The organism is Enterococcus lactis (genome assembly GCF_015751045.1).
GTDB classification, from domain to species: domain Bacteria; phylum Bacillota; class Bacilli; order Lactobacillales; family Enterococcaceae; genus Enterococcus_B; species Enterococcus_B lactis.
The window spans coordinates 1-22,989 of the sequence record NZ_BNJW01000029.1 but is presented as its reverse complement, the minus strand read 5'-3'; the positions used below and the strand labels follow the sequence as shown (position 1 = coordinate 22,989).

The following is a 22,989-nucleotide window of genomic DNA, read 5'->3' as shown; positions in this document are numbered from 1 at the left end:
CATTGAGATCATCCTTTCTTTCGTCGTTCTATATTAAGTGTAACGAGTATTTTTTAATCTGACAAAGGTAATGCTTGCATTCGGCGACATCAGTTAGACAACATCGATGATCAGTGATAGAAGCAGTTTATCTATACAAAAAAAGAAGCAGCGAAAAGCTGCTCCTTAAGATAATAGGTAAAATTGCTGATATATTTGACGATTAACCTCTTGAACGTCCCAAGAAAAATGATACTACAGCAACAACGATGATCGCACCAATGATAGAAGGAATCAAAGCCATTCCTGCTAATTGAGGACCCCAGCTACCTAACAATGCTTGTCCAATTGCTGAACCAACTAAACCTGCAACGATGTTAGCTATCCATCCCATTGATCCACCTTTATTTGTAATTGCTCCGGCAATCAAACCGATAATAGCTCCTACGATTAATACCCATAACCAATGCATAATTTTCTCTTTCTTTCTGTGAAATATTTATTACACATATTATGTTACGCTTCTTCTTAAAAATACACAAAAATTTTGCTCTTAAAAAAACAAAAAAATTTAAAACGTTGTTATATTAAGGATAAGTCAACTTTTTTAGAATCGTTAACACTCACTGCAAGAGGTCAAAAAAACTGCCGCAGCTCTTTGAAAGCGTTTCGATCAGCAAAAAGTTATTTTCTGATAAAGGGTACCTAGACTATGTACGATTTTCTTTCATTGTCTGCTTTCAACCGTCATCTTCCCTATGAATAAAAGCAATCAAAGAAACCTGATTGTCGTACACACCTCATTCACTACATCCTTCTGATGAAACATCAAAACAATTGGCATTCCTTTGATTCTGCCTTTTGTATTTGAAACCTGCTTCCCCTCACTATGTAAAAGGATTATGAGAAAAAGCAACGATAGAAGTGAGCGTATGCAATAGCGAGTAAAGTAAAATATAAATTGTTCGGATTGTACCCCGGCCTTTCTTCTTAATATTTTTCATTTCTCGCTTCTCCCCTCTGCTTATTGGACAGTCTTCGCGATTGTGAAGTCACGAAAAAAAGCAACTTTGCCCAGCGTTCAATGCTAGACAAAGTTGCTTTTTTATTTTGTTTTTGAAAAGTCTTTCTTTGAAAGATAGACAGCAGTAAGGATGCCTACTAAGACAGCTAACCCAAAAACTAGAATCGTTCCTATCGTGTTATCCTTCCCAGGCAGTCCGCCAGTGTTGATCCCCCAAAGTCCAGCAATCAATGATGGCACTGCAACCACTAATGCTGCTGAATCTAAATATTTCATCAAATGGTTCAAATTATTGTCCATCATATCCGAGAATAGACCACCGATGGTTTCCAATAAATCGCGATAGATCGTGACAAGCTTGTTGGCAAATTTCTGTCGCAGTTTAATGTCGTAAACTAACGATTCATTATCTAATTTGTCTAAAAACTCTTTTCGTTCCATCAAGTGATTCACTGTAAGATTCTGATCTTTCAACGTGTGATCCAAATAAACCATATCTCGTTCTGTGTCTGCCAGATTAAATAGTTCATTATTTTCGGTTGTTTTACGGGCAGCCGCATCCAATTGGTCGATTTGCTTTTTAATCTCTTTCAACCCATTGATATAGTGGGTATAGATCATTAATGTGGCAAAAGCAATGATATCCTCAAAGTGTCGAAGCTCACTTCCATGTTTCTCGATCAATCGCTCAACGAGATTCGATTCTCTAGAGACATAGGTGATCATCAATCCTTTGGAAAGAATAAATGTGACAGGTTCAAGGCGTTTTTCAATGCGTTCTTGATGATTTGAAGAAAGATCGATCAATGTATAAAGAAACGGATTGTTTAATTTAGTGTCTCGTAAATGTTCTAATCGAGAAACTTCCTCTGGTTCATCGGAGCCAATAAAAATATCTTCCGGTAAATCAAAAAGTGTCAGCAGCTCTTTTTTTTCTTCTTCATTTCCATGTTTGACTACCAACCAATTATAGTTTTCTTCGGATGATTCTCTGATTTGGTTCTTTTCGATTGCTCCATAGTAAGGAGAATGAATCGCTTCAACATTCGTTGGATTTGTGACTCGCTTCCTTGAAAATAAGTGCCTGAATTATCAAAACGCAACAGTAAATTTTCTTTGACAAACAGTGTTTTTAGATAAGCGATATCCTTGGCGATACTGCTCCTAGAAACATAATACTCATCAGAAAGTTGCTGGTAACTCAAGTGCTCCTCATTGATCAGCCGCTTAAAAATTTGCATGCGTCGGTCTTCGATCAAAGAATAATTGTTTTTCATTTGCTCACCCTCTACCTTTATTCTAGTGATACCTTAACAAATATGAAGACCAATTGTTAGATTAAAAAATGATTAAAAGGTGTGCACACCCTTTCCCTTGATAGCAATATCGGTCGTTTGTTCCGCAAAATCGCTTCAAGCAAGCCAAACTTTTCTCATCTTCCTCGTTTTCTCTTATAATAAATGTAAACAGTCAAATGAGGAGGAAACAAAATGAAATGGCGTGGGGGTAGACAAAGTTCCAATGTGGAAGACCGCTCTGGTCGTTCCGCAGGTTCAGGAGGAAAAATAATGGCCGGCGGTGGTATCGGTACGATTGTTATCGCAGTCCTCTTTTTTCTATTCAGTGGAGGTGATTTAAACTCCGTCACAGATATTTTGGGAGGCGGACAAGCCGCTAATTATCAAACAGAAAATGTGGCTTCAGACGAGTATACAGAGGAAAAAGAATTCTCCGCTGTCGTCTTCGGCCATTTGGAAGATTATTGGAATGGTGTTTTTGAAGCAGAACAGACTACGTATCAAGATCCTAAACTGGTTTTATTTACAGGAAGTGTTCAATCGGCTTGTGGGAATGCAACTTCTCAAGTTGGTCCCTTTTATTGCCCTGCCGATCAAAATGTTTATCTGGATCTCAGCTTTGCAACAGAACTTTCTCAAAAGTATGGGGTCAGCGGAGATTTTGCTATGGCCTATGTCATTGCTCATGAAGTTGGTCATCACGTACAAAACGAACTTGGTATTACACAGCAACTCGATAAGATCCGCCAACAGGTTTCTGAAAAAGAATACAATCAATATAGTGTTCGTTTGGAACTACAAGCGGATTATTTAGCCGGTACATTTGCCAATTATCTACAAGGAAAAACTTATAACGGCCAACCGATTTTAGAAGCTGGTGATATCGAAGAGGCTATCACAGCTGCTAATGCCATCGGTGATGATACGTTACAAAAGGAATACCAAGGATATGTCGTACCAGATAGTTTTACTCATGGGACTTCAAAACAACGAGTTGAATGGTTCAACCGGGGGTTCAAATATGGTGATTTGGAGCATGGAGACACCTTCAATGAAAAAAACCTTGATTTGGTCTACGGATCATAACAAAAACGTTCCTTTTTAGTCACTCTTTTTTCACATTTGGGCGGTATAGTTTATTCATACCAACAAACCCTAACTTTTTCATTTTACTCCTTGCCTGCCAGTCCCCGCTGGCAGGCCCTTTTTTTCATGGTGCTATTTTAGTTTTTTTTAACCTTTGGCCTGTTTTTTTCTTTAAAACGCTAAGGGTTGATCACAATTTTTTCATATTTTCCGGTTACTATATAAATAACCCAACAAACAACCCAACTTTTTCATTTTTTACTCCTTGTCTGTCAGTCCCCGCTGACAGACTTATTTTTTTTCTTGCCAAAATTCTCAAAATGCGCTAAGGTTATTTATGCGCGGAAGTGGCGGAATGGCAGACGCGCACGCTTCAGGCGCGTGTGAGTATATCTCGTGTGGGTTCAACTCCCATCTTCCGCATTTTGAGCAGATCATCTTGGATGATCTGCTCTTTTTTATGTGTTTCTTTTGTCTAAATAAAGAAAAAAGCTTAAGCTAGAAGTATATCAATAGGAAAAAGATAGGAGGAAATCCAATGAAAGAAGTACCAACAGCGAAAATCAAATTAACTGAGGTCAAAGAACTCTTTGATGCTGGTTATGAAATCTTAGGAGAATTACGGTCTGAGGTGAATGCCCCAGTCGTTAGAGCAAAATTTCTGAATCAAGAAGTGATTGCCATTTATGGAAAAGAAGCAGCAAAAATTTTTCATGATCCACGAAACTTTAAACGTGAAGGAGCAATGCCTAAACTCGTCCGTTCAACCTTGTTAGGTGAAGAGGGGGTTCAAACTTTAGACGGGGAACAACATCACCATCGGAAAAACTACTTTATGGACTTGATGACACCTGAGAGAATGACCGATTACCATGATTTGTTGGAACGAAACCTTTCTCATGAACTGGATAAACAATCCGGTACCTTTGAGCTTTTTTCACTCACAAAAAATGTTCTATTCAAAACGATTTGTGAATGGTCAGGAATCAATCTAGCACCACTGTCTCAATCAGAGATCAGTGAGTTAGCTGATTATCAAGTTGCTATGTTCAGCGGGACTGTCACCTCCCCTGTCGCCCATTTAAGAGGCGTCGAGGATCGTAAAAAATCTGAGAAATGGGCTCAAGGATTGATTGAAGAAGCTCATCAACATCCTGTTGCTGGCAAAGAATCATTAGCACTTTATACTTTCGCTACTGCCACTGATCTTGAAGGTAATTTACTGCCGATCGAAGTTGCAGCCGTCGATCTGTTAAATATCATCCGCCCTACGGTTGCTTTAACCGTTTGGATCGCTTTGATGGGACATGCCCTTTTTAGTACAACGACCATCTACCAAGCACTTAAACAAAACTTTTCGGAGTTACAGGATTCATTTATTCAAGAATTACGCCGCTTTTATCCTTTCTTTCCAGTGATGCCCGCCATTAGCTTGCAAGCATAAGCAAAATCTGCTGCTTGCACTTGCTGCCCATCACTCCATTTGGCTTCTTCCTTTAGTTTAAAGGTATATGTCTTGCCATCTTCACTGATGACTGCTTCCTCCGCCAAACCGGGAACTGGCTGACTCTTTTCATCAAAACGATACAACCCTTCAAAAAGATGCTGGATAACGGTAAACGTAACTTTATCCGTTGTTTGCGTCGTATCTAATGTTGTCAACTCTGCCGGTAAGCTGACTGAAATCTCTTGAACTTCTGGATCTGTCTCCTTTGCGGACGATCCAGTCGTGCTACATCCTGCTAACAAAAAACTTAAAATTCCTACAACAACCAAACCCTTTTTCATTTACTCTCCTCTTTCCTTTTCACTTGCGAGTTGCAAGCTTGATCAAATAAAAAAATCCTCGTCCCTTTGCTGATCATCATTGATCAACAAAGGGACGAAGACTTCGTGTTACCACCCTTTTTCGTGTCATTTTTACAAATAACACCTCATCAGTACGTATGCATACTCGGCAGGATAACGGCTGCGTTCCGTCTAACCAGCGTAAACCAGTTAAAAGACTCTGAGCTCATCTTCACTTAGCGTTCTGTCCCCTTTCTCACCAACCCGGGTTCTCTTTAAACAGTCATCAAAGCTACTCTTCTCATCGATGTCCTATATTCTACTGAATTGATAAAAGTATACTATTCCTCGTTTTTCAAGTCAAACAGTTTTTAGAATTTTCAATCTTTTCAATAATGGCTTCGAGACTTTTTGGAGGGCAAATACTTGCCAGCTTAGTGTTTTTTTTCTAAGATAAAGAAAAGAAACCTTGCTCGAAAGGATGAAATCAATGAAACTTGCTGAAGCATTATTACTACGAAGAGATCTTGAATCCAAACTCACTCTGTTACGAGAAGAGATTGCCAGTAGTGCCGTGATCCAAGAAGGCGATACGTTAGACCGCAGCATCGACGACTTACTGCTGGATTATGAAACAACAAACCAAGAATTTGCCCAGTTGGTCATTGCGATCAATCAGCGAAATGCGGTCGCCAAAATCGGTGAACAAGAAACGATTGCTGCTGCATTAGAGAAACGGGAAGCTTTAAGGCGTTCGCATGCGATGCTAACGGCAACATTGGAAGCAGCCAAGGTTGCTCCACGGATGGGACGTAATGAGATTCGTATGATCCGAACGATCGATACCAAGCAAATCACCGACCGTTTGAATCAAACCGCAAAAGCCTTACGTGAATTAGACGGGCAGATTCAACAAACAAATTGGCTTGTTGATTTATAAAACAGCTGGGTGGGAGTCAAAAGCGAGCACAAAGCAGGTACAGGCTTATATGTACACCAATGGGGTCTGGCAGGGACCAGTTTAATGACTGCTGTTCAGTTACAAGCGTACAACTTATATTTTTCAATTAACGACCACGTGCTGGTTTGACAAGGTGGGTGTCTCTGTTTATCTTTTGTTACTCAAAAGGTAAACAGAGGTTTTTTTTTCAACAAGACCTCTTTCAAAAGCAAAAGACCCTCTGATCCGTTTCCAACATAGGAAACCAGATCAAGGAATCTTTGATCGTTTAGCTAGTTACTTTCTTTTCTGTCTGCGATATACCACTACCACAATGCCTACTAGTAACAAGCCTACTAACATCCAGCTGACTTGATACGTTTCACCGGTTTTTGGCAGTTCGTTTTTCTTCGTCGGTGTTTTTGTATTCTGATTTTTTGCTGGATCAGGAGCTTTTTCTGGCGTGTAGCGGTTAGTAAAGGTTGGCTCGCTACCATAATCTGCTTTCGCTTCCAATGTTCCGTTTTGATCTTCGACATTTACGGTCACTGGAATCTCTGCGTCATCATAAGTGATTGTACTGTCTTGTCCGGCTTTTTCCCGGATCGTATAGTTGTACTCACCGGCTTTGTCGTACGGAATCGCATCAAAGTAAATTTTTCCGCTACCATCGTTGGTTTGACTTTGAATCACTTGTCCCTCTTGATCGACTAATTCAAAAGTGAACTCCCCTGCGACTAGTGAACGGCCAGTCAAGACTTTCTCAGCTTCCAACACTACACTGCCAGCTTTTGGCGTGTAAGTGTTCGTGAAGACGGCGTTGCCTTCATAAGTCGCTGTTGCTTCCAATTGTCCTTCATTGTCTTTCACACTTACAGTCACTAGCACTTCCGTATCATCATAAGTGACTGTGTCATCTTGACCCACTTTCTCACGGATCGTGTAATTAAATTCGCCGGCTTTGTCGTATGGAATCGCATCGAAGTAAACTTTCCCTGTGCCGTCATTGGTTTGACTTTGGATTACCTTTCCTTCTTGATCGACTAATTCAAAAGTGAACTCCCCTGCGACTAGTGAACGGCCAGTCAAGACTTTCTCAGCTTCCAACACTACACTGCCGGCTTTTGGCGTATAGGTGTTAGTAAAGATCGCGTTACCTTCATAAATCGCTGTTGCTTCTAACTGTCCGTCGTTATTTTTCACCTCTACTGTAACATTGGTGATTGAATCATCATAGCTAATCGTAGCGTCATGTCCTTGTACTTCATAAATTTTATATCGATAGGTTCCTTCTTTTTGATAAGTAATCTCATCAAAAAGAATATTATTTGCCTTGTTCGTCTTTTCTTGAAGGATTTTATTTTCTTCATCTGCCAAAACAAAAGTGAATTCCCCGTCTTCGATCTGTCGGCCTTCCAAAGCTTTCGTAGCCGTTAAAGCTAGGCTAGTTTCGATAATTTCCCTTGTATTAGCTAGTTCAAAGACATAATCGACTTCCTCGCTCGAGATCGTAAACGTATATTCTTTTTCATCCCGCTCATATCCATCTGGTGCTTTCGTTTCTTGGATTTTATAATCTCCATATCGTAGCCCATCTAAGCGGTCAAATTCGCTAGTTCCTTGAATCAACTTATTATTTCTGACAACAAGTTCGGAGAAAACAACTTCGTAATTTCCTTCGGCATTTTTACGACTGAGTTGGAAATGTGCCTCTTTGTTGATCCCAGCTTCCTTATCCCCTTCTCTGTCATATTTCTTGATTGTCAACGAGCCATTTGTTCCCGTTGAAGTACCGCTACCGTTGGTAGATTTGACGATTACGTCTTTTGTTACTTGATGGATTTCCGTCTGACTTCCGTAAAGAGACACATCATTTGAAACAACTTCATTATTTCGAATGCCAGGATCAAGTTTCGTTTGATAAACGATGAAGTATGGACTGTCAATGACATCCTCAAAAGCAATACGTAATGTGAATGTTCCATCAATACCATTCGTTGTTACATTTGGATTGTCTTGATTATTGAAAATAACTTTCTCACCTTTTATCCATTGATCTCCGTCTTTGACGGCTTTATACACATCAACAAGGACTTTTCCTTTCTCATCGTACAAGAAGGTCTGTTGATTATAATTGATCGTATCTTCAATCACAGCATTCTTGATCGTTAGACTATCTTGGTTAACCAGCACTTCCCAACCCAACAGTCGATTATTGTCAACATTTTGAGTGCCATTTTTTGTTAACCAGTTTCCTTTTGCGGATTTCTCAACTTGCGCTTCAGCAGTTAAATCCGTTGTACCATCTGTCAAAGAGATCATATTATTGTACTTGTAAACATCTGTAGCTGCTTCGACAGCAATGAAGACAGCAATCGTTTCTGAAGTGTCTTTCAACAGTTCTACTGTCACTTGTTTTGTCACTGGATCATACGTCAAGCGATAATCAGCTGAGCTCAATTCTTCCTTCAGAGATCTTACTTGGTTTCCTGTTCCGGATACGTCAACTGTATAAACTACTGCTTCTTTAAACGTTTGACCATCTTGTAATTGATCGACAATCTTGGTTCCTTCATGAAGTGTCGCTTTATACGTATTAAATAATCCCATCCAATAGATTTGATCACTTGTAGCAACATCTTCTGAAAAGATATTTGGGAAATTACGGTTAAAAGCTGCTTGCAAGTATGCTTTTACATCTCCTCCTTTTGGAATGAAAAGCCCTGCTTTTAGCGCGTTTAAGGTCCAAGTAGTGTCCATCCATGAATTTGCTTGAGCGGCTTCCCTATAAGAGTTACCGTCAATTTCATAATCGACAAAAGCAGAATTACTAAAACGTGTTTTGGCACTTCCTAAAGCGATCTGTGTCGTCATATCAAAAGTCGTTTTGAATCTGACCGTAATTTTGTCTGCTGTCTTTGCATAGTTTCCTTTTATATAAATTGAGTTAAATTGTATTCGTTTTTCCTCCTATAGGCGTATACTAAAGAAAACACTTGAGGAGTGGGGAACATGGAAACAGAACGCCAAATCCGTGAATTGGAAAAAGCGATGAATACGACAGACAACCGCCGGTTGTACGAGCGTTTCCTGGCAGTCAAGTTGGTTCTTGAAGGCCACACCCGGAAAGAAGCCGGGCACACCATCGGCCCCGACGAGCATACTGTCAGCCACTATGTGAAAAACTACTGCCATAATGGAATCCAAGGTTTAGTCTCCAAAAAACAAAGCGGACGACCTTCACGGCTGACAGATGAACAGGAAGCGGAACTGGTCCAAATCGTCGCCTACCACACTCCGGAGGAAGTAGGTTTCAAATCCCGTGCCAATTGGACATTGGCGATTGTGTGTGACCTGATTCTCCGGGAATGGAGTTATGGATATACGCAAAAAGGCGTGGCGGACCTCCTTCACCGGCTAGGACTAAGCTGGACCCGTCCGACGTATACCCTCAAAAAAGCGGATTCCAAGAAACAACAGGTATTTTTGGAAGAAACCTTCCCGAGCCTAAAAAAAATTGCTGAATAGCGATATTGACCACCTCCTATTCGAGGACGAAACCATGATCCGGGATTACCAAGCCATTGGCTGCACCTGGTTTCTCCGCGGCCACCAGCGAAAAATCCCCACTTATGGACAACACAAAGGGGTAAAATTGATAGGCACCTTGGATTATGAAACCGGTCGGATCATTTGTACAGAAGAAGGGGCATACGACGCAGCGGCCTTCCTCCGTTTTCTGGAGCGGACGTTGCGGGAATACCCCACCGGAAAAATCGTGATGGTATTGGATAATACCCTTATCCACCACGCCAAGCTGATCCAGCCTCCCTACAGCCCTCAGTTGAACCTAATGGAAGGCGTTTGGAAGTGGCTCAAGGAATCGGTCATCAACAATGTTTTTTTTGACCACGTCCAGAAAATCAAACAGTCGGTCCGCGGTTTCTTAGCCGATGTAAACGAGCGTCCCCTTGTGGTGATTGACCGACTGTGCGTGCGGATGTAAAGTATTTAATTCAACCTATATAGGTCATCTTCATTTTTTAAATAGAAATTGTAGGCTAATTCTAAAGCAGAACTTTCGTTACTATCTAATAATTGTTGACGTATAATAAATGCTATCAAATCAGCAGCATTTAAATTTGCAATTAGTTCGTTAAACATTTGTGTAGCTTCAAGCGACACCTTAATCTTAGGTGATTTAAACATGATGACCGGTTTAAAGGTGCTCGTTACCCCCTCCGCATACGCCCGATATTTTCTGAATTGTGATAATAAGACGACATTCAACATCTTGTCTTCCTCATCAACGTGAGTGCAGATAGCTTTTTGTGGATTGACGTACCCGAGGATATTGGCCACATTCTTACCCACAAAGTAAGGAATATCCCAACCATCAATGTGCGTACCGAACCGAAGTCCGGATTGTTAAAAACTGCTAAATCGTTCATATTGCAGAACCTCCGTAAAATTTTATTTGGAAGCTAAATTGACTTCCTACATATAGGCCACGGGAGGACCTCAAAAAGGACGTTTTTCTATAAGTTTTTTTGCAATTTTTCGTTTTAAACGATTCCAGCGGTGAGAAACATTGTTTTCTTTATCATCAATTAATGCCGCGTACTCCTGAATTGACATACGGTCTGAGATGATTGCAATGGCCAAAGCAGCCTCTTTAGGCTTTAAAGATTCACTTAACCAACCACGGATAGCTTCATCTTGATACTTCCGCTCACGTTCCTCTTCCTGTGAGTTGTCAGCATATAAAGCATCCAGATTGTAGCTATCGCCTCGTTTATGAGCAAGGCGTTCAACCGTTGCTTTGATATGCTCGTTCCCACCAATGTTCCTGCAGTATCAAAGAAAGTCACCAATAGGAAAGTCAATACGACGACCCACATTTGCAGAGAATTGATATCTCCAACGTGATGAAGTGCCACCAAAAATGTCGATGACATACTAGGTGCGGCCGAAACAATACTGGTTGGTGCTTGAATCAATCCTGTCAGCAAGCCAAGAATCGTTGTTGCTGCCATCCCAATGAAAATTCCCCCAGGTACGCGTCGTACCATCAAAATAGCTGTGATAACCAAACCAAAAATCGTTAGCCATGTGGTCCCGACACTTAAAGAACCTAATGCAACCAAAGTTGAATCATCCGAGACAATAATACCGCCCTCACTCAAACCCAAAAAGGCGATAAATAAACCAATCCCACCTGAAATCGCATATTTTAAATCAGAAGGAATCGCATCGATAATCAACTCTCGCAATTTAAAAATGGTGATCACGATAAAAATCAGTGAAGCAACGAAGACCCCTGCCAGAGCCGTTTGCCAAGGAACGCCCATACCAATACAAACCGAATAAGAAAAGAAAGCATTGATTCCTAAAGCTGGTGCAGTGGCAATTGGATATTTGGCCAACACCCCCACCAAGATACAGCCCAGTGCACTGGCTAACGCCGTGGCAGTAAACACTGCACCTTCATCCATCCCTGAAGCACCTAACACAGTAGGGTTCACGAATAAGATATACGCCATAGAGATAAATGTTGTAAAACCAGCCAAAATCTCCCGTTTGACTGTCATTTGCAAGGCATCAAGCCCAAAATAGGAATTGATATGATTTTTTATTTTTTTACTCCTCCGTCAATCAAGCAGATGTGAAAATTACACTTGATGTAAATAACGAAAACAACGAAATCGATGATAAACCAAGTTTCACTGCAAGTAAATAACATTTGACTGAAAATTCTCATTAAAACGCTTTTTTGACAATCTATCGAACTCAATCAACGTATACCTGATCGTCTTGCAGCAATTGAACCAACTGTTCTTTTGTCGTCCGTTTGATAGATAGAGGTGGCAAGTCATTTAAACCAAAATAACCACTCTCAGTCGTTTCACTGTTTGCGACAAATTCCCCTGAAAGTACGTCACAAGCAAACACCAATTTATAATATTGAAACAATTGGGGGATATCTTCTCTTAAATTGGTATCAAAAACCGCACGTAACGCGCCAACCGCAACGGTCAATCCTGTTTCTTCTAATACTTCTTTTTGAATATTTTCTTTGGGCGTCAAACCGACCTCGGCATAGCCACCTGGCAACGACCACTCCTTGCTCTGGCTGTCTCGCACCAACAGGACGCAATCCCCCTGTCTGATCAAGGCCCGCTCATCGACTTTGGGTGTCGGATAGCCATCTTGATTGTCCAAATACACATGCAATGTGTCTATCTCTTGGTCGATCACTATTTCCATCAACATCAATGATATATCTTTTAGTTCTTGAAATCGTTCAATATCATAGGCGTCTTTTCCATAAAACAAGCCGGCTTCTGCAATTGCGCGTAATCGTTGAAAGTACTTGAAATAATCCACTATTCTCTCATCCCCTTTTTTCAAACTTGCTTGAGGTATCTTCTACATTCTTTATCTTAGCCTAGATCACCTTATTTGCAAAAATATTTGGTGCTGTTTACAGGCAGGCCGGTACTTATTTTTGTCATATCGTCCATTTTAGTCCAGAATAGAGACATAAGAACTGGAAAGGATGATCGAAGTGAACTTAACGCCTGACTTGATTTCAAGAGAACAACTGATTGGCAAAATCCAAAAAGATATGGATCAGACCGTATTGGTGTATGCGCTGCTTGTCTGCGCCACCTTGATCGCGTCGATTGGTTTGAACTATAATTCAACGACAACAATCATTGGTGCGATGCTGATTTCTCCTCTATTGAATGGTGTCAATGGCATTGGATTTGGTTTAGGTCTGTCACATTTTAACCTAGTACGAAATGGATTGCTTGTATTCACGATCCAAGTGATCATTATCCTCGTGATCTCTTTTTTATTTTTCTATCTCACACCAATAAAAGATTCTACACCCGAGATCCTCACCCAGACTTCTGCCACAATCTGGGACATTTTGATTGCCTTGATTGGTGGTTCAGCCCTTGCTTTTGCAAAAGTCAGGGGGCGTGACAATGACGTGATCATTGGCGTGTCTATTGGTACTTCCTTGATTTTGCCTCTATGTGTGACAGGGTATGGGGTATCTATCAGAGATTATGCGATTGCCTGGGATTCGGCACAGCTTTTTTTCACAAATACATTTTTGATTGGGTTATCCCTCTTTCTCACCATCCGGTTGCTGCAATATAGTGATTTTAAACATCACCGTTTTTGGAAATTTGGTCTAGCAGCACTGCCAATTTTTATGATTGGCCTGTTTTTTGTCTATACTACTGTAGAAACTACCATCATCGAATATCATGCCAAGCGTTTTGTTGAAGCAAATTTAAGTGATCATTATCTATTGGCACAAACAATCGATAAACAGCAGCAGTCCATCGCACTTACTTTGGTAGGCGAGGTGCTCTCAGCTGAAGAACTTCAGAAATTAGCATCAACACTTTCAGACTACAACTTGAAAGAGTATCAGCTTGATGTCACCTTTTATGCAACAAATCAGGATGGTACTTTTGATGCCTCTGTTTTAGCCAAAATACTGAAGATCCAAAACGAAGGGACCTCTAAATTCCTAGGGTTAGATTAATAAAACGCGTTGTCAAAGTGGAAAAACCGCACCTTTGACAACGCGTTATTTTGCTTTTTATCGCAACGCTTATTTATTTTGTTTGGTGTTTAGGAATGACAAAGACAATAGAAAAAATAGCCAACACACAAAAGATGACATTGACCAAAAGGCCTGCAGTTGCTCCTGTTGTGATCGAGGATGATTGACTCAACCCATTATAAACACTCGCTGAGATGGCAATCCCCATTGCACCGCCTAATGAGCTAGCCATTTTGTAAATACCAGAAGCAACGCCAGCTTTTTCTAGCGGTACACTTGAAACGGCTGTGTCTGTTGAAGGAGTTGCATACATGCCTAGACCCATGCCAAATAATGAATAGCCGATGAAAACAAGCACAAGATATGCCATGCCTTGGACAATAGTCAAAGCCATCAATGCAACACCGATACCAGAAATCAATGCGCCAAACAGCATTGGTTTTCTCGCGCCCATTCTTTGCAGCATTTTTTCACCGATTCGAATTGTGATCAAAACAAGCGCCAAATACCCCAGTGATAATATCCCAGTACTTCCAGCAGAAAGTCCACGACCTTGTTGGACATAAGAGTTGATCACGATCATTGTTCCAGCTACCGCATTTAATAGAAAGTTGGAAATCGTCGCACCAAGATAACCTTTATTCTCAAACAAGCCAAAGTCAACAAACCCCGAATCAGTATGGGTTTCAACCCAATAGAATATACACAAGCCCAGTACCACAATAAGTAGTAAACCAAGGGTTTTCAGACTAAGCCAACCAAAACTTCCCCCATTTGACACAAGTAAATTCAATGCCAACATCGATACGACAAATAAAACCAAACCGAATGTATCAAACCGCCCCTTCTTTTGGGTTCCTGCAATTGATTCAGGGGTTCCAAATAACAAGATCCCACTTAGAATCGATGCCACGATCGAGAAGACAAACACGTAACGCCAACCTAGATTACTATCGATTGCACCACCGAAGAAGGAGCAAAAACCTGAACCCCCCCATGAACCAATCGACCAATAACTCAACGCCCGTTGCCGATCTTTTCCTTGGAAATAGGTTTTGACCAAGGCCATCGTGGCAGGCATGATACATGCAGCTGAGATACCTTGAAGAATGCGGCCAGCAATAAATAATCCAGTGCCACTTGCAAAAATCAATGCTGCAGAGCCAATAATATTAAATAAAATACCAATATAGGTCAATTTGACCCGTCCGAATGCATCAGCAAATCCTCCTGCGACCACGATCAAAATACCTGAGAACAAACCTGTGATCGATACACCTGTACTCAGTACACCTGAAGAGATCCCTAAGTCTGTTTGAACATCTGGCGCCATATTTAATAAAGATTGCGCAAACAGCCAATAACTTAAAACACTCAAAACGATCCCGACCAATAGGCGATTATTGCCATGATAGGGTCCTTCGTTTATTGCAGTAGAACTTTTCATTTTCCTAAACCTCACTTTATATAATGGCATGCAAAAAGAGCAAAGCCCATGATCCCGATCAACAGATCATTGCTTTGATCTTTGATTGCATGGCAACTTCTTGCTTCGCAAAAAGCTACTATTTTTTACTCTATTCTTGGTCCAAATAGGTTACAACGATACTTGCCATTGATTTGGCAGCAATCAACAAACAATCCTCGTCAATCGTAAATTTTGGATTATGGTGGGGATAAATGGGCGTACCGGGTGTATGCGCCCCTACAAAGAAGAAACAACTAGGCCGTTCCAATGCATAGTAAGAAAAATCTTCTGAAGCTGTTTGCGGTCCACATTCTTTGACGGCTACCACCTCAGGGATTGCTGCTTTTTCTACTGCATCAGCCACCAATTGCGTCATTTCAGGGTCATTCATACAAACGGGATAGTCATTTTGATAATCAAGTTCGTACGTGATACCAAATGCTTCACAAGTCCCTGCTAATAATCGGCGAAACTCTGTTTCTACAACCGGACGCAAAGATTCATCCAAGATTCGAACATCTCCTGCCAACGTAACTGTTTCTTTGATGACATTGGCGGAACCTTTGCCATCAAATGAACCAATCGTGACAGTTGCTGCATCAAAAGGCCCAATGCGACGACTAACGATCGTCTGCACACTTGAGACAAATTGTGCGGCAGCGACGATTGCATCATTGGCATCTTGTGGCGCTGAACCATGTCCGCCTTTTCCAGTCATTTTGACTTGGAAGGTTGCACGCCCTGTATGGACTGCACCAGGGTGCACATACACGTTTCCGACTTCCATCGTACTCATCACATGGATACCAAAGACATTGTCGATGCCATCGAGACAACCTGCCTCGATCATGCCTTTTGAGCCGCCAGGTGTCACTTCTTCTGCGGGTTGATGGATCACTCTGATCGTACCTGCGATTTGATCTTTAAACTGAATCAATGTGTCCGCCAAAATCATCATATAGGCGGTATGGCCATCATGACCACAGGCATGCATGACACCTGGTACGGTAGAAGCGAATGGAACATCTGTTTCTTCTTGGATCGGTAATGCATCAAAGTCTGCACGGATGGCAATATGCTTTCCCGGTTTCCCACCTTGGATGTCCACCAAAATCCCATTGCCCCCGCCAACATGCGTCATCACTGTACAGTCCTTACCATCATAAAATGCAGCAATTTTCCTGGCCGTTTCCGTTTCATGAAAGGACAATTCTGGATGTTGATGAAAGTTTCTTCTTAACGCAATCATCTCGTCTTTACGATCATCTAATACGTCAAATATCTCTTGTAGTACTGTTTTCATTTCAATTCCTCCTCATGTCTATTCTAATATTTTCTATCTTAGCAACAATCCATTTCATTGCTATTTCAGATACATTCATAGAAATGATCCTGCTAAAGGAAATTTTTAGACTCTTTAAAGAACGATATTTTCTTCATCAAGAATCCGATGTATAATGAACGAGAGAAAAGAGGGATGCTAATGGATAATCTTCACGCCTGCCACATCAATTATTATCGTATAACCACACCGCAACGATTTTATGCTGAACACTTAACATTACTATTGGTCCTAAAAGGCCAACTGATCGTAGAACATGATACCCATAAACAACGTCTAGACACACAACAACTCTATTGTTTAAATGGTCATCAATTTGCTGTTTTTTCAGCCAACAATGAACGAGAAGCAGTAGTGCTATGCTTAGAGATTGATTCGCTTTTTTTTGCTGATCAGTTTCCAGCGTTTTTTAATGTGCATTTTCAGATACCTTCTGAGGACGCTACTTCAACTGCCAATGGTGAACTCTTGCAGGCAATCACTGATTTGGGTTTGAATGAGTTCAACCAACGAGATGAACAAAAGATCTATCGTATGATGAAATTGGAATCCATTATTTTTCTATTGACGCAATGGTATCAAACTGATCGCCACCATCCTATCCAAATCAGTGGATATCGGCAGTTGCCGGATATCCTGCAATATATAGATGCGCATATCCATGAAGGCATCAAAGTCAAAGACATCGCTGCGCACTTTTACGTTTCAGAATCTGCTCTTTCAAAACGATTCAAAAAAGAAACTGGGGAACAACTATCCCACTACATCAAAAAAATTCAGATTCACAAAAGTCTCTCTTCACTGCAATACTCAAAAAAAAGCATTGAACAGATTGCTCTTGAATCAGGTTTTGCCAGTGTCAAAGTCTATCGTGAACAATTCAAAGCTTTTCTCAAAATGACACCCACTGATTATCGTCAATCACAGCCGCCAATGGCGCAACAAACAACCTTTGCCAAAAGTACCGTGCAGTCGGATCTATCTGACAAAGAAATCCTGCATTTACTCTATCAAACTGTTCAACAACCAGCGCGGCAGCCTCTTTTGATCGATAGACGCAACCGTCATTTGGTGATTGATGAAGAGACGAAAAATGGGCGCTTCCGTGTTGGAGAAACAATTATTCAACTTGCTTCACTGTCAGATTTGACGCAAGTCAAAGTTCAACATGAATTGACTGAACTGATTGAAAGCGGCTTGATCGATTGTCTTTATTGCCAAGACTTACTCAATACATCGGATATCAGCAATACGTTAGCCAATCTATTACAACTCAATTCATTTCCAGCCTTTGAACGATTGGATACGGCCTTTGATTTTTTGGTCAAACATCGTTTACCTTTGATGATTGGTTTCACATTACCGACGGCAGCAACAGAATATGCAGCTGATACATCATTTTCACTGATCCAAAAATTTTTGGTTCATTTAAAACGAAAAATCGATCCAAGCTGGGTTAAACATTTACGCCTATCATTTCAACTACCTATTGACTATTCATCAGCCGTACAAATGTACTATCTGCACCTGCATGATCAAATACGACACATTCTGCCAACTGTCTCGATTGGGATCCACTTGAATCTGCCAGATCCGCTCAATGTCACAACAAGTGAAAAACAATTACGCGCGTTGCACGCTACGATCATGGATACTGCTGACTTCATCAATTTTGATGGTGATCCCAACTTCGTCTTTCATGAAGATAATAGGCAAAAAACAGCCATTGAATCTTCCCATCATTATTTGCGCGAAAAAATCCATTGGCTGAAAAAAGTATGCCATGAACTGGCAATCAGTAAACCTTTGTACCTATTAAATTGGAACACATTGACAGGCGCAACCGTCGATTATAATGGGTTATTTTTTAGAGGGGCGATTATTCTGCAAGAACTGCTGGGGTTATCTGAACAAATCCAAGGATATGGATTTTGGTTGAACAATGAATTACATGAGCAGTACACATTTGATCAGCCTGGCCTGCATGCCTACAGTACTGGTTTGGATCTTTATCACTTTCAAAGCAAAAAAAGACCCGCATTCTTTTGTTTGTCTTTGATTCGCCGTTTGCAGGGACAAGTGATTGCACAAGGCGAAGAGTATTTAATGACGAAAGAAGGACAAAACTATCAGTTATTGCTTTGGAATACGAATTTTTTTGACCCCCATTTGTCTTCTGAAGAAGCGTTTCTAGAAAGCCAATCCCTAGATATCTCCATCGATGTCCAGGTTTTGCCTGCTGGCAGATATCAGGTCAAGCAGTTGGACTTTGACCGCAATCACGGCGCTGTTTTTTATGTTTACGCCCAGTTTCAATCGGCCGCACAGTTAGATCGTGAAACCGAAGCGTATATCGATCAGAAAACCATGATGAAACTACATGTTTTTGATCGCATGATCACGGATCGGTTCCGCCATTTTTCAACCATTGACACGAATGGTGTCCAGTTGTTCACATTCACCTTAATATAAAAAAAGACTGTCAGTTTGTACTGACAGTCTTTTTTCTTGTCTATTCCCCCTACTTCTCTTTAAAATGAATCATACTTTGTTCCATTTGTTTCAAGGACCAATCCATGACAAAAATCAAAATCATCGCCAGCAAACTACCGATCAACGCACCTGAAAAACGCAACGGAATCAATTGTAGCGGGGTAAAACTACTGCCAATCGTCATCAACAGCAATACTTGTGGATTGGTAAAAAAATTGGCAACTGTATAATTGATTGGCATATACAATTCTGTCAAAACATTTAAAATGATCAAAACGACGGCCAATGCCGGTAAAGATAAATGTAAAGACATCAATAAAAATCCAAGAAGCAAGCCAACGATTCCGCCAAGCACACGGCCAATCGTACGATTCTTGATTTTCTCCATATGTTCGCCAGCTAGCACTGCAGCCGCAGAGATCAAGATCCAATAGCCATTGCTTTCTCTTAGCAAATAGGCAATATACGTGGCGATAAATAAAACCATGGAAAAATGGAGTGCTTTCAATACCATTTCAGGCTGTTGGTACAGTGCTAAATAATACTTATCTTTCATTGACAATCGTTGAAATCTTGTTGTTTCGCTATGTAACGGCAATCCTTCTGCCAGTGAGATCAACAAACCTGATACGATCGATCCTGCCAAACCATAAAGCAAATATGAACTCTGATGGAAAATATCCGCAACTGCCACAGTATGAAAATTAAACCCAGTTGCATAAAGCATCAGAACAAAGAAATAATCTGGTTTTGGGATGCGATAGACTTTTGAAAGTAAAAAAGCCGAAAAAGACAAACAGCCAATAATAAAAGGCGCACTCCAAGGCGCTAAAGCAGTCAATGCACCTAATATGAATGCCAACAGCAACGCACCACCATGAAGCAAAATTGCTTTAAAATTATAAAGGAATGAGACATGTTGAAACGCCAAATAAGAAAAAGCCCCCATGGCGCCGACTGAACTAATCAACGGATCTTTTAATAAGATACCTAACAAAAGCGGGACCCCCATCGCCAATCCAGAGCCTAAAGGACGCAATAGCGTACGTTTTTTCTTCATGATTTTCCTGCCTTCTCTATTGATCAGAAATATGTAATAAAGAACAAACGTTCCTTAATTAGTATACGGAGCAAAATAGAAATTAGCAAATCTATTTTCAGAAAATGTTGATTTCATTCAAAATCATCCCCAAACGCTATCCATAATCATCGCAATCTAGGATATTTTACTGTAAAATTAAAACTATCACCATTCCTACAGCCGTAAAGGCTGTCCCTACGATAACGAAGGAATCGAATCATTCCATGCATTATTGAAGAAAGAACATGTGTCCCAACGACCAATATATCAAACTTTTGAAGAAGCAAGGCGACAAATTTTCAGTTACGTTCAAGGATTTTATAACAACCACAGAATTCACAGTGCTTTAGCATATCTGTCTCCGGTTGAATTTTAGAAAAAGATACTGGCTGCTTAACATAAAAAATCTCTCGTAAAAAGTGTCTCAGCTATTGACTCTAATCCAAAAAGCATTATCACATTCCAGGAGGAATGGTTCTACAAACGGATTTATGCAGCCAGTATACAATAATCGAATCTTCCTATGCATCATTGAAAAAAGAAGAGGTCTATACGACTACTTACTCAGATTTTGAAGAAGCCAAACGAGCGCTATTTAGCTACATTAGTTCGATTGGTTATCTAACTCCACAGGAGTTTGAAGACCTGTCAAGAGAGGAAATAGCATAACCATCTCTATTAAAATTTGTCCAAGATATTGACCTAAATACATATTATCTGCAATATTTACTTAATAACTGTAATTGAGATTGGAGAATTTTTAACCATATAAGTAGCATGCGAACCAAAATATCCTTTAATTCCATGCATTGATCGCGATCCAATGATTAAGATATCTGCAGATGTTGCTGGCAAAATCGTCTTAGTAATTTCCTTGGCCGGATCACCTTCTCCACTGTACAGCTGAATGTTTTTTACACCGCTATTTTCTGCATATTGTTTGTACTTTTCCAAATTAAGTAACAATTGACTTTGTTTCTGGCTCAAGTACTCAGGGTCTAACGCTTCATAAACATTCAACTCTTCAATTTCTAAAATTGAGGCAATCAGTAATGCGGCTCCAGTTTTACTCGCTTGCTTTACAGCATATTGAAAGGCTTTTTGAGCTCCTTCTGATTCATCTACCCCAACTAAAATATTTTTAAATTCATCAAATCCTTCCATAGTGCACCTTACCTTTCATTAATTAATTGATTATATTTTTTATTTCCTTTATACAGTTCAATAATTGTCCACGCTAACAGTAGTAATACTGCGACGATAATGACATAGGCAATAGAATCAGCTAGTACAAGTTGGCTTGATGTCACCTTTTCACCAAAAAAACCTTCAATTTGGCCGGGCAATCCAATCAAATTTAAATATGTCAATCCAATTACTGAACCCCATCCTAGTATCCGAATAACTATCGAATTTTTAAACCGGCTTCCCATTTCCACCTCACTATTGGTCATCATTAATAATGGTACCATCGAAAATGGTAACGCAAAAGCTAAGAAGACTTGTGAATTATTCATTAGTGTATTTAACGCTGTGTGCTCCCGAATCGTTCCTTGCCTGCTTGTAATAATTACACAGATTAACACTGGGATAACTGAGATCAAACGCGTAATTAAACGTCTTAGCCAAATTGGCATTCTCATATGAATGAATCCCTCCATAATTACTTGTCCAGTTAAAGTTCCGGTAATCGTTGAATTTTGTCCAGAAGCTAGTAACGCGACTGCGAATAATGTAGAAAGAAGACCTGATTTTGCAACGGTGATTAAAATTCCGTTACTCAATGTATCCGGATTTGATAAAGCCTCATACAACCCAAAGAATGATGGATCTTTCACTACCCCTGTTTTAAAAACAGCAACTCCCATTATGAGCAATAAGGAGTTAACAAAAAAAGCGAGAGTCAATTGAATGTTAGAATCCCATGTTGAAAATCGTACAGCATTGGCGATTTCATCTTCATCCGTACGATTTATCTTTCGAGTCTGAGACACAGCCGAATGTAGATATAAATTATGAGGCATAACGGTTGCACCAATAATTCCTAATGCACCAGTTAAAGGCGTTTGACCACCAATTGAATGTGTAGAGGAGAACGTTTCACCAGTCGGAACCAATCCTTTAAGTACATCCCCCCAATTAGGATCAGACAACGCTACTTGATAAACAAACACAAAAAGAATTACAAAAATCAAACAGACAACTATTGCTTCAATTTTTCTAAAACCAACTTTCGTTAACAACAATAATAATAAAACATCAAATACCGTAATAAAGACTGCGACGACAAGCGGAATATTAAAAAGTAAATAAAGAGCAATTGATGCGCCAATTACTTCCGCAATATCTGTTGCCATAATCGCTAATTCCGTTAAAATCCATAAAATGATTCCTAGTTTTTTACTCGTTCTCGCTCGAATTGCTTGAGCTAAATCCATTTGACTAACAATTCCCAATTTAGCAGCCATATATTGTAATAGCATTGCAATTAAACTAGACATTAAAATGACCGACATTAATAAATACTGGAAGTTTTGCCCACCCGTAATCGAAGTAGACCAGTTGCCTGGATCCATATATCCCACAGCAACTAATGCTCCCGGTCCAGAATAGGCGAACAAGGTTTTCCAAAAGCCTTTGCCTTTGGGTACCTCGACAGTTCCGTTAATTTCCTCTAAAGAGGGACCATTCGCATGCTGAATTAATCGAGGTTTGTGCTCTTTACCGGACTGACTTGTTGTATCTTTCAAAATCTTTCCACCTTCCTTTAAAAATATCATAAGTATACACCTCTTTTTTATTAAATTAAAGCAAAATATTAGACAAGCCTAAAAAAAAATAAACATTCGCCTAATTTAATATTATTTGCCTTCATTTCATTTGTATCGGAATGAATCAATTG

Annotated in this window: 17 protein-coding genes, 1 tRNA gene and 6 pseudogenes; 9 read left to right on the top strand and 15 right to left on the bottom strand. The window is 40.1% G+C overall.

Going from position 1 to position 22,989, the window contains the following annotated elements; all coding sequences use genetic code 11:
• Positions 1-202 precede the first annotated feature (202 nt).
• The 3 genes and pseudogenes from KFO35_RS12530 to KFO35_RS12520 all read right to left on the bottom strand — a co-directional run.
• Positions 203-451, bottom strand: coding sequence for a GlsB/YeaQ/YmgE family stress response membrane protein (locus tag KFO35_RS12530; protein ID WP_002292290.1), 249 nt, complete (start codon positions 449-451; stop codon positions 203-205).
• 633 nt (positions 452-1,084) lie between these two features.
• Positions 1,085-1,966: a magnesium transporter CorA family protein gene (locus KFO35_RS12525; protein WP_016629702.1), complete on the bottom strand. Its 882-nt coding sequence runs from the start codon at positions 1,964-1,966 to the stop codon at positions 1,085-1,087.
• Between the two features lie 47 nt (positions 1,967-2,013).
• Positions 2,014-2,280 (bottom strand): annotated as a pseudogene (locus tag KFO35_RS12520) (helix-turn-helix domain-containing protein); the annotation flags it as partial.
• A 213-nt stretch (positions 2,281-2,493) separates the two neighbouring features.
• Between KFO35_RS12520 and ypfJ the strand changes: the two are divergent.
• The 3 genes and pseudogenes from ypfJ to KFO35_RS12505 form a co-directional block, all read left to right on the top strand.
• The gene (ypfJ, locus tag KFO35_RS12515) at positions 2,494-3,387 is read left to right on the top strand and encodes a KPN_02809 family neutral zinc metallopeptidase (RefSeq protein ID WP_016629701.1); all 894 of its coding nucleotides are present in this window, start codon (positions 2,494-2,496) and stop codon (positions 3,385-3,387) included.
• 341 nt (positions 3,388-3,728) lie between these two features.
• A tRNA-Leu gene (locus KFO35_RS12510) sits at positions 3,729-3,810 on the top strand.
• A gap of 115 nt (positions 3,811-3,925) precedes the next feature.
• Positions 3,926-4,825, top strand: a pseudogene (locus KFO35_RS12505) (cytochrome P450 family protein); the annotation flags it as partial.
• Here KFO35_RS12505 and KFO35_RS12500 read toward each other — a convergent pair.
• Positions 4,819-5,175, bottom strand: a pseudogene (locus KFO35_RS12500) (ABC transporter substrate-binding protein); the annotation flags it as partial. The pseudogenes KFO35_RS12505 and KFO35_RS12500 overlap by 7 nt on opposite strands.
• A 490-nt stretch (positions 5,176-5,665) precedes the next feature.
• Here KFO35_RS12500 and KFO35_RS12495 point away from each other — a divergent pair.
• On the top strand, positions 5,666-6,115 hold the full coding sequence (locus KFO35_RS12495) for a DIP1984 family protein (protein ID WP_002331389.1): 450 nt from the start codon (positions 5,666-5,668) through the stop codon (positions 6,113-6,115).
• 297 nt (positions 6,116-6,412) lie between these two features.
• Here the strand turns inward: KFO35_RS12495 and KFO35_RS12490 are convergent, their stop codons facing one another.
• On the bottom strand, positions 6,413-8,989 hold the full coding sequence (locus KFO35_RS12490) for a Spy0128 family protein (protein ID WP_156272373.1): 2,577 nt from the start codon (positions 8,987-8,989) through the stop codon (positions 6,413-6,415).
• Positions 8,990-9,127: 138 nt separating this feature from the next.
• On the opposite strand from KFO35_RS12490, the gene KFO35_RS12485 reads away from it, so the two are divergent.
• Positions 9,128-10,121 (top strand): IS630 family transposase gene (locus tag KFO35_RS12485; RefSeq protein WP_244653261.1). Its coding sequence is split into 2 segments (ribosomal slippage): positions 9,128-9,625 and positions 9,627-10,121, totalling 993 coding nucleotides; the frame shifts between segments, so codons are not numbered across the junction.
• Positions 10,122-10,126: 5 nt separating this feature from the next.
• On the opposite strand, the gene KFO35_RS12480 is transcribed toward KFO35_RS12485, so the two are convergent.
• The 5 genes and pseudogenes from KFO35_RS12480 to KFO35_RS12465 all read right to left on the bottom strand — a co-directional run bounded on the left by KFO35_RS12480 (position 10,127) and on the right by KFO35_RS12465 (position 12,505).
• A complete protein-coding gene (locus KFO35_RS12480; RefSeq protein ID WP_038809225.1) occupies positions 10,127-10,408 on the bottom strand; it encodes a hypothetical protein in 282 nt (93 codons plus the stop codon).
• Between the two features lie 9 nt (positions 10,409-10,417).
• A pseudogene (locus KFO35_RS14365) lies at positions 10,418-10,501 on the bottom strand (BRO-N domain-containing protein); the annotation flags it as partial.
• Between the two features lie 135 nt (positions 10,502-10,636).
• On the bottom strand, positions 10,637-10,780 hold the full coding sequence (locus KFO35_RS12475; RefSeq protein WP_156272371.1) for a hypothetical protein: 144 nt from the start codon (positions 10,778-10,780) through the stop codon (positions 10,637-10,639).
• 170 nt (positions 10,781-10,950) lie between these two features.
• Positions 10,951-11,751: pseudogene (locus tag KFO35_RS12470) on the bottom strand (NCS2 family permease); the annotation flags it as partial.
• A gap of 154 nt (positions 11,752-11,905) precedes the next feature.
• Positions 11,906-12,505 carry an NUDIX hydrolase N-terminal domain-containing protein gene (locus KFO35_RS12465; protein WP_142644737.1) on the bottom strand — a complete coding sequence of 200 codons (600 nt, stop codon included), beginning with the start codon at positions 12,503-12,505 and terminating at the stop codon, positions 11,906-11,908.
• 169 nt (positions 12,506-12,674) lie between these two features.
• Here KFO35_RS12465 and KFO35_RS12460 point away from each other — a divergent pair, with 169 nt between their 5' ends.
• Positions 12,675-13,682, top strand: a complete 1,008-nt coding sequence (locus KFO35_RS12460) for a DUF389 domain-containing protein (protein WP_156272367.1) — start codon at positions 12,675-12,677, stop codon at positions 13,680-13,682.
• 73 nt (positions 13,683-13,755) lie between these two features.
• Here KFO35_RS12460 and KFO35_RS12455 read toward each other — a convergent pair whose 3' ends face one another.
• Together KFO35_RS12455 and KFO35_RS12450 are read right to left on the bottom strand one after the other, a co-directional pair.
• Positions 13,756-15,150: an MFS transporter gene (locus KFO35_RS12455; RefSeq protein ID WP_005879142.1), complete on the bottom strand. Its 1,395-nt coding sequence runs from the start codon at positions 15,148-15,150 to the stop codon at positions 13,756-13,758.
• A gap of 130 nt (positions 15,151-15,280) precedes the next feature.
• Complete coding sequence (locus KFO35_RS12450) at positions 15,281-16,474, bottom strand: amidohydrolase (protein ID WP_005879141.1); 1,194 nt, start codon at positions 16,472-16,474, stop codon at positions 15,281-15,283.
• A 180-nt stretch (positions 16,475-16,654) separates the two neighbouring features.
• On the opposite strand from KFO35_RS12450, the gene KFO35_RS12445 reads away from it, so the two are divergent.
• The gene (locus KFO35_RS12445) at positions 16,655-18,985 is read left to right on the top strand and encodes a helix-turn-helix domain-containing protein (protein ID WP_167513748.1); all 2,331 of its coding nucleotides are present in this window, start codon (positions 16,655-16,657) and stop codon (positions 18,983-18,985) included.
• Positions 18,986-19,034: 49 nt separating this feature from the next.
• On the opposite strand, the gene KFO35_RS12440 is transcribed toward KFO35_RS12445, so the two are convergent.
• A complete protein-coding gene (locus KFO35_RS12440) occupies positions 19,035-20,066 on the bottom strand; it encodes an FUSC family protein (RefSeq protein ID WP_038809228.1) in 1,032 nt (343 codons plus the stop codon).
• Positions 20,067-20,259: 193 nt separating this feature from the next.
• On the opposite strand from KFO35_RS12440, the pseudogene KFO35_RS14265 reads away from it, so the two are divergent.
• Positions 20,260-20,463: pseudogene (locus KFO35_RS14265) on the top strand (IS3 family transposase); the annotation flags it as partial.
• Positions 20,464-20,558: 95 nt separating this feature from the next.
• Complete coding sequence (locus KFO35_RS12430) at positions 20,559-20,756, top strand: IS3 family transposase (RefSeq protein ID WP_002297837.1); 198 nt, start codon at positions 20,559-20,561, stop codon at positions 20,754-20,756.
• A 57-nt stretch (positions 20,757-20,813) separates the two neighbouring features.
• Here KFO35_RS12430 and KFO35_RS12425 read toward each other — a convergent pair whose 3' ends face one another.
• Together KFO35_RS12425 and KFO35_RS12420 are read right to left on the bottom strand one after the other, a co-directional pair.
• On the bottom strand, positions 20,814-21,251 hold the full coding sequence (locus tag KFO35_RS12425) for a universal stress protein (protein ID WP_002307485.1): 438 nt from the start codon (positions 21,249-21,251) through the stop codon (positions 20,814-20,816).
• An 8-nt stretch (positions 21,252-21,259) separates the two neighbouring features.
• Positions 21,260-22,867, bottom strand: coding sequence for an Nramp family divalent metal transporter (locus tag KFO35_RS12420; RefSeq protein WP_211140340.1), 1,608 nt, complete (start codon positions 22,865-22,867; stop codon positions 21,260-21,262).
• Positions 22,868-22,989: the final 122 nt, after the last annotated feature.